The organism is Pseudomonas avellanae BPIC 631 (genome assembly GCF_000444135.1).
In the GTDB taxonomy this organism is placed as follows: Bacteria; Pseudomonadota; Gammaproteobacteria; order Pseudomonadales; family Pseudomonadaceae; genus Aquipseudomonas; species Aquipseudomonas avellanae.
The window spans coordinates 1-1,039 of the sequence record NZ_ATDK01000487.1; the positions used below are offsets into that span (position 1 = coordinate 1).

Annotated in this window: 1 pseudogene; it reads left to right on the forward strand. The window is 48.2% G+C overall.

The features are described 5' to 3' along the window. Positions 1 to 67 precede the first annotated feature (67 nt). A pseudogene (locus DW49_RS0124165) lies at positions 68 to 577 on the forward strand (DUF6396 domain-containing protein); the annotation flags it as partial. Between the last annotated feature and the right edge of the window lie 462 nt (positions 578 to 1,039).

The window sequence follows — 1,039 nt, forward strand, 5'->3', positions numbered from 1 at the left end:
TGCAAGCTAAGCTATTGATAAGATTTGAATTTTCCGTTAGTTGGTGGCTGATTTTTTCGAAAACAGTACACTAGGACGTGTAAAAGGCGGAGCAGGCGCAATGGAGGAAATGCTGCGCTGTGCTGCTTATCAAGGACATGCGAGCGCTGCTCGGGAATTAGCAGGATACATCCGTGAATCTAAAAGATTTGAAGAAGCGATACGTATCTATCACCTGAGCACTAAGTCAGGTGACTCCGCATCCGCCAGGAGATTGAGTAAAGCATTTGAGGCCCATCCTCCAACAGAGGAGCTGTACTATTTAGGTTTAGATCTAGACAAAGAAAGATCAGACAGGTACCGTTTGATCAGCAAGTTCCTTCAAAAAAATGAACAGCTGGGTTCAAAACTTCCAGATATTGACTCTATCGTACCATTGCCACCGGCAAAACTTCCTGCATGGGACGGCACCTTTCAATGGCAAAAGGAGCGTGACGCAAAAACCGCGCCTGACAAGCCGGACGATACGTTGCTGAAAAGGTTAAGTAAGGAAAAAAACCTGGATCCGGCCACAGGCCTGCCCTTAACAAAAAATTGAAAGTCAGATGTCATTGATGCCTGCCGGCGTCGTTCCAGCGGGCATCAAAAAGGACCGGACGTTGGCGAGGGCTGAACGGCCAGACATGCAAAAACATGGATAACGTTATGCAGACCTTGATTCATTTTCAGCAAGCCATGCTTGCAGCATTAGCAGTGACTTGTAAAGCCAGTCGCTCATCTGCTGGGGCTTCAAGCCTTCCATGTATTTCATCCGAGACTGATGCCACAACCGCATTGGCGAACGGCTCAGGCTCGAATCGATGTATTCTGAAATTTCTGAAAGCAAGCTTTCGATCCATCAACTCTGTCAAGCACAGGCAGTCAGGGCTTGCGCCACAATGCACTTACATCACAGACTGCATCAAACGTATCCGCGCCACAAACCCCACCTAGTGTGCCGTCTCAAAATTAACTTCTCTCATGCCTGCGTGCTCATTGCCGCGCGGGCTCGCTGTATTTT